Raw genomic sequence first — 6,442 nt, forward strand, 5'->3', positions numbered from 1 at the left:
GCCGGAGTTTTGCAGTGAGCCCAGAAAACGACCTCCTTCCCGAAGTTTCACAAGAACCAGTTCTCTCGCCGGTCACGCGGGATATGCTTCACGAGCAGATCTACGACAGCCTGAAGCGAAATCTGATGATGGGCCGGTTCATGCCCGGCCAGAAACTACCGCTGAGAACGCTTGCCAAGAGTTTGGGCACCAGCCTGATGCCTGTGCGGGACGCACTTCAGCGCCTCGAAAGTACCGGCTGCGTCGTTTCCACGGCCAATCGGACCATGGCCGTCCCTCATTTCAGCCCAAAGGAGCTGCAAGACATCTGCACACTGCGCATGGTCTTGGAGACCACCACGGTAGAGCGAGCAGCAATGCTGCGAACGGGCGATGAACTGGCTGCACTCGCGGCATTCGTCAGGGACATTGACCGCTCTGCGGAAACAAACAGCATCGATCACTTCCTGGAAGCGAATTATCACTTTCACATGCTGATTGCCGATATGAGCCGGCTCTCCTTCGTCCGCATCCTTCTCGAACCCCTGTGGATGCACATCGGCCCCTCCATCAGGCAGTCCGTTCCCAACGAAGCACTATTCCAAAGCGCTGCACGACGGCACAAGGAAGTGTATGACGCGATTGTCGCGCAGGATTCAAAGAGCGCTGCCATCGCCATCCAAAGAGACATTTTAGATGGCTACAACTTCTGAGTCCTTAGCCGGATGTCCGACGACTTGAAATTTGAAAGCTGTCGATGCGTGTTTTTATCGACGTCTGAGGTCATGAGGACAATGGGCCGGCGAAATTAGCTCATCGATGCGGTTACATGGCTGGCGAGCAGCCCGTGAACGAGGCGCCCGTTAACTGCGTTCCCCGGTCCGTGATGTCCGGCTTGCCGTGGCGAGCGAGAGCGTTCGTCAGCGTCTCGACGCGGCTTCCATCGTGATCAAGAGGCACCATGATAGCATCGGGCGGCTGAACCAGTCGAGCACCACCAAGAGATAGACAAACCCCCATCGTCCATCGCCGACCGCCTGGTTCGGTCTTCTGATCTCCATTCTGCGCAGCACTTGCGAGCAGATCCTGTGCCCGCGATTGGACTTGGTGGTGCGTATCTGGCGACAGAGCGACTCTATCCTCACCCGGTGCAGACAGGCAGGTAAAACGTGTCGGTTTAGCCTTCTGTCTGGATCAAATTGTTTGAGTCCCTCATATCCAGAAAGCCGATCAGGGGGAGTAAACACAGGTGTGCGCAACCTTATCGATGACCAGCGTCGTCACGCGCGCGTTGCAGCATTCGGTCCGATTTTATCCATTGCGATTCCAGGACGTTCACGAGCAAATTTCAGTGCAGTCCGCGTTGCTATTGGACACTTGCCCTCGCTGCAGCAACTTAGTCAGACGATCCTTTCACGCAGTCGGATTGATGTGAGCCCTCAACTACGCCATTTAAGGTTCGGCAATGGTAGCGAACTCAAGTCCGGGCGACATTTCGATGATGGCCTCGGCGCGCTCGCTCTTCAGCACGAATTTGATGGCTCGAGTGCGGTCGACAAACACGCCGCCGAACGTGCCGTTTTGCTCTCGAACGACCCAGTTACCTTGCTGATTCCTGCCAACAAAGACGATGGACACGGGGCGCCGCAAAGGATCGACGAATTCGCTCGTCACATGCCTCTTCTAACGTTGAAACAGATCGGGATGGGACGTGTTCCGGTGCTTTCTGGCTCATCTGCACCTGGGCTCAAGAACCTGAAGGGAAGCTGAGAGTCTCTCCGCCCGGATGAGTAGTTGCACGCTCCTTGTTTGATGGGGAAGAATTTCGCGGAGACGAAGCGAAGTGGCGTTTAAGCGCAACGAGCGCTTCGCCGCACCTGGAGCGGCACATTACAAGTCGATTGTTCAATGCGTTGTCACCGTGGCTTCGCAATCTTTTCTGACGTATCGCTGTCAGATCCCGGGACTCAGCCTGGGTTGCCTCTTTCCAACCTCAGCGCCTCCCTCAAAGACTCCTCGAAGATCTCAATGCCTTTTGACAGCGTCTCAAGATCAATCGTGAGCGCAGGCAGAAGTTTTATGACCTGATCAGTGGCCCCGCATCGCTCGATCATGTAGTCCCCGCAATTTCCGCAGTCTGACAATCAAATCCCAATGCCATGCCGCGTCCTCGAACTGTAAAGCGGTTTCCATGCTCGGTTGCGACGGCCTCGAGGCGCCGACGCATCACTTGCCCAGTCCGATCAATCGCCTGTGAGAATGCTTGGTTGCGCCAATAGTTGTTGATAGCTGCTGTTGCAGATACCAAGGCAAGGTTGTTCCCTCGAAAGGTGCCCGTATGCTCTCCTGGCAGCCACGCGTCAACTTGCTCCTTTATCAAAAGCATAGACAATGGGAGACCATATCCACTTAGCGTTTCGGCAATACAACAATGTCCGGCGATAACGCTGCGAATTCAAAACTGAAAAACTCGCGCGTACGACCGCACCCCATTTGGACATCGTCGACGGTAAGGAGAGCACCGAATTCCCGTGCTATGCTTTGGAGTGATTTAGCCCATCCGCACTGGCCACATTTATTCCCCCCTCTCCCCGGACGGTCTCAACCAGAACAGCAGCAGGCAAGTCGATGCCGCTACTCTCATCGAGCAATGCGTTTCGCAAGTGGTCAACAGCATGCCCAAGATAACCATCATAGGGCATGAAAGTACTCCACTAGCCTTGCCGATAGAACCGATTGCCGCTCGCAGCAATCGCCCCCAAACTCATGCCGTGATAACCATTCGTGAATGAAATAACATTCTGACGTCCTGTGACTTTGTGAGAGAGCTTCAATGCTGCTTCGATAGCATTCGCGCCGGTTGGTCCCGTAAACTGAAATCGATAATGCGACCCGGCGACTTAAGTCATCATAGCGCTGGAAGTCTCCATATACTCGCGTTTCGCAGGAGTAGCCAGATCGAGACCGCGAATAACGGCATCCGAAGTCAGATAGTCAGCGAGCGTTGCTTTGATCGCATGGTTGTTGTGCCCGTAATTGCACCAGAGAGGAAGTCGATTAGCTTTCGGCCACCCTCCATCAACATGATGCATCTATCTGCCCTACTGAACATACCGGGAAACGAACGTTAGCATGAACGAACGTTCGATTCTAGAGTTTCAAGCGTTGGCATCGCCTTTAACTCGCTAGTCGGCATGTCCGTGGTGGACCCCTCTGCTAGCCCTGTGTCATTGGCAGCGACGCTTCAATCGTCGATCATCCGCCGAAACATAATTCGAGAGGCATTCGCGCGGCGAGAGCTCCGACATATCAGCCTCTCCTGAATAGCTGAGAGACCAGACCGCCGAACCTATCAACGCTAGTAGCCGCCTGTGCGCGTGACCTGCCTTCTGAGTTTCGCTTCGGGTGGCTAGATTTGCGCGCGAGAATGCAGAGCAATAGCGACGGTCAGATGGATTCCGTGACTCTCATCGGTCCCGAGATGCGCCCATTTCGCAAGTCATCGCTCCTCCGGTGTACCGATCAATTGTCACGCGGCCAGCGACCCACCAAGACTAGTAGTGTCTCAGTCGCCCTTTCATGTTGTACCGGAAAGTTGTCTCGAAGCAGATGATGTCTATCAATCACGACAGGACGAGGATGTGGCAATGACTGGCCTGTTTAACCGGTTGCATGTGTGCGCTTCCTTCAGTCGCATGCCGTCGAGGCCTTGGAAACAATGGCTCGCGGCTCTCGACAGGAATCTATTTTGAACGACTACGTTTGATGTCGCACGCCCGGCGCCTACCAAGAGCCCCACATACCCACACTCTCGGCAGGAGAGGTCGCCGAGCCGGCTTTGGCGCAAAAGAAGGACAAGGAGAGCCTCGCCGATTGGCTTTACGTCTTGCCCGGTCCGTTTTGCCGCGGTTTGGCGAACCCTGCATGCCCGTCTTCGCGGCGAAGAAGAATGACATCGTTCATATCTCGTAGCACCCGGAGGAGATCTCTATGCGCGCCGCGTGCACAATCTCATTCGGCGGGCGCGCGGGTATACCTAAACTCGGGCGGTGCAGGCTGGCTGTGGCATCCGGATCTTACATACCCAGGCGGAGATATGTGTTTGCGCCCGCTAAGATCGAAGAGGGCGAGCAAGTGGCTATTGTTTTCATTACAGGAAGCGCGGACGGCCTGGGACGCGCGGCGGCCGAGACCTTACTGACCGAAGGCCACAGAGTGTTACTGCATGTCAGGTCAAACGACCGCATTCCTGCCATGGGCGACATTGCTTCGCGCGCCGCTGGTATTGCGATTGGCGATCTCTCCAGCGCGCGAGAGGTCAAAAGCATCGCCGATCAAGTGAACGCGATCGGTCGCATGGATGCGATCATTCATAATGCCGGCGTCTATACCGAACGAACCCGAGGATCGACGATCGAGGGGCATCCGAACACGCTTGCCGTCAATTCCCTGGCGCCATACATGCTGACGGCTTTAATCGAGCGCCCGGCCCGGTTGGTTTACCTCAGCAGCAGCTTGCACCGTGGCGGCGAAGGTTCACTCAGCGATCTCAATTGGAACAAGCGACCTTGGGATTGGGCGAGAGCGTACTCGGAAAGCAAGCTTCACGTCGTCGCGCTCGCCCTTGCGCTGTCGCGACGTTGGCCACACGTGTTAAGTCATGCGGTCGATCCTGGCTGGGCGCGCACGAAGATGGGCGGCGTTGACGCCCCGGTAGACATCGACACTGGCCAGCGCACGCAGAGTTGGCTCGCCGTGAGCGGCGAGTCAGCAGCCAAGGTCAGCGGGCGTTATTGGCGCCACCTCAAGCAAGAAGCGCCTGCCAACGAGGCGACGCATCCGGAATTCCAGGCACGGCTGATCGCAGAGTTCGCCAGGTTGACCGGCGTGGCACTTCCTTGAAGACGTGGGATCGAGTACCGCGCGTTAAGTTCTACCGGCCCAGAGCGCGCGGCAATGATCGGCGGGGAGTTATCCGGCGCGTACCGTTAGCCTGATCACCCTGACCGTCAACTGCAATGCCAAGAAAATATGCCATCATGGAATCTGTTGAAGCTGCAGTAAAAGCTGCCTGGGCGGCGATCGATCGCGAGCGGAGTTATGTGACTGAACTCACCCGTAAGATGGTTCAGATTCCATCAGTCAATCCAAAGTTTCTGAAGGAGCCGACCCAGAATCGCGAGGGCGCGGTTCAAGACTTGATCGAGCCGACGCTAGAGTCACTTGGAATGGCGATAGACCGATGGGACGTGTTCCCGGGCAGACCGAATGTGGTTGGTCAACTCGCCGGCTCTGAGAAGCGCAGCCTACTCTTGTGCGGCCACATCGACGTGGTGCCGATCGGCGAGCGGAGCGCATGGACGATGGATCCGTTCGGGGCCGAAATTAAAGACGGTAGACTTTACGGCCGCGGCGCCATTGATATGAAGAGCGGCCTAGCAGCCGCCATTGCCGCTGTCCGAGGCATCAAGGCCGCGGGTATCGAACTTGATGGTCGCGTTTCCATCCATTCCGTCATTGATGAGGAAGCTGGCGGCTTCGGCGCCATTGATGCGGTGAAGCGCGGTCATCTTGCCAAAGCGGCCATCATCACTGAGCCAAGCTGGGGTAATATCCTGGTTTCCGAAGGTGGCTTAGAATGGATTCGCGTTACCATTACGGGTCGCCAAGGCCATTCTGCTTGGCGCTACAATGAAATTTGGCCGCAGCGCGATGAACCTGATCGGCCGGCGCGAGCAGTAAATGCGATCGATATTGCTGCACGATTTTTGGACGCTCTTAAACACTTCGAAAGCTCGCGGTGTCGGTATCGCCAGCATCCGCTATTGCCGCCGGGGATGAACACAATAAACGTAGGCGCCATGCGCGCCGGCGCCGGCCTCGGGCGGGATGGGTTGCCGCTCGTCATGACCAATCCCGCAATTATCCCGGACGTCGCGGTCATCGATCTCGACTACAAATTTCTTCCAAACCAAACGAAGGAAGATGTGCGTTCCGAATTTGAAGCTTTTGTGCACCACTTCTGTCAGCAGGACCTATGGCTCCAGCAGAACCCTATTAAGGTCCATTGGGAACTCAGCGGCCTGCATTTCCCGCCGATGAATACACCATCCGATCATCCGATTGCACAGTCGCTTTTCAAGCGCCGAGTCCAACTCGGCGGTGAGCCGAAGATCACAGGATTCATCGCTGTCGCAGACTGCGCACATTACGCCGGCGCCGGTGTGGACAGCATGATCTACGGCGCATCTGGCGACGGTCTTCACAGTAGTGACGAATACGTAGTCATCGCTTCGTTGGAGGAGACAACGAAAACTCTGGCCGCCGGAATAATCGACTGGTGCGGAATCAGATGAGTACATTCATGAATGAAAACGTGCGGACGGCGGAGGCGATGCCATGACTGGCGAGCACGCCGGTGAACGCGGCGCCCGTGAACTGCGAGCCCTGGTCGGTGTTGAAA

General features: G+C 56.3%; 5 protein-coding genes and 1 pseudogene. 3 read left to right on the forward strand and 3 right to left on the reverse strand.

Annotation, left to right across the window (positions count from 1 at the left end; translation table 11 throughout):
• Positions 1-14: 14 nt before the first annotated feature.
• The gene (locus A5906_RS36455; RefSeq protein ID WP_161495480.1) at positions 15-692 is read left to right on the forward strand and encodes a GntR family transcriptional regulator; all 678 of its coding nucleotides are present in this window, start codon (positions 15-17) and stop codon (positions 690-692) included.
• 739 nt (positions 693-1,431) lie between these two features.
• On the opposite strand, the gene A5906_RS36460 is transcribed toward A5906_RS36455, so the two are convergent.
• From A5906_RS36460 to A5906_RS46290, 3 genes and pseudogenes are all read right to left on the reverse strand, one after another.
• Positions 1,432-1,653, reverse strand: a complete 222-nt coding sequence (locus A5906_RS36460) for a hypothetical protein (protein ID WP_080139983.1) — start codon at positions 1,651-1,653, stop codon at positions 1,432-1,434.
• 436 nt (positions 1,654-2,089) lie between these two features.
• Positions 2,090-2,517: pseudogene (locus A5906_RS46550) on the reverse strand (aminotransferase class III-fold pyridoxal phosphate-dependent enzyme).
• 176 nt (positions 2,518-2,693) lie between these two features.
• On the reverse strand, positions 2,694-2,813 hold the full coding sequence (locus tag A5906_RS46290) for a hypothetical protein (protein ID WP_347337638.1): 120 nt from the start codon (positions 2,811-2,813) through the stop codon (positions 2,694-2,696).
• 1,300 nt (positions 2,814-4,113) lie between these two features.
• Between A5906_RS46290 and A5906_RS36470 the strand changes: the two genes are divergently transcribed.
• Both A5906_RS36470 and A5906_RS36475 read left to right on the forward strand, forming a co-directional pair.
• Complete coding sequence (locus A5906_RS36470; protein ID WP_080139998.1) at positions 4,114-4,881, forward strand: SDR family NAD(P)-dependent oxidoreductase; 768 nt, start codon at positions 4,114-4,116, stop codon at positions 4,879-4,881.
• Positions 4,882-5,018: 137 nt separating this feature from the next.
• The gene (locus tag A5906_RS36475; RefSeq protein ID WP_080139984.1) at positions 5,019-6,335 is read left to right on the forward strand and encodes a M20 family metallopeptidase; all 1,317 of its coding nucleotides are present in this window, start codon (positions 5,019-5,021) and stop codon (positions 6,333-6,335) included.
• Positions 6,336-6,442 lie beyond the last annotated feature (107 nt).

The sequence above is a fragment of the Bradyrhizobium sacchari genome (genome assembly GCF_002068095.1).
GTDB lineage: Bacteria > Pseudomonadota > Alphaproteobacteria > Rhizobiales > Xanthobacteraceae > Bradyrhizobium > Bradyrhizobium sacchari.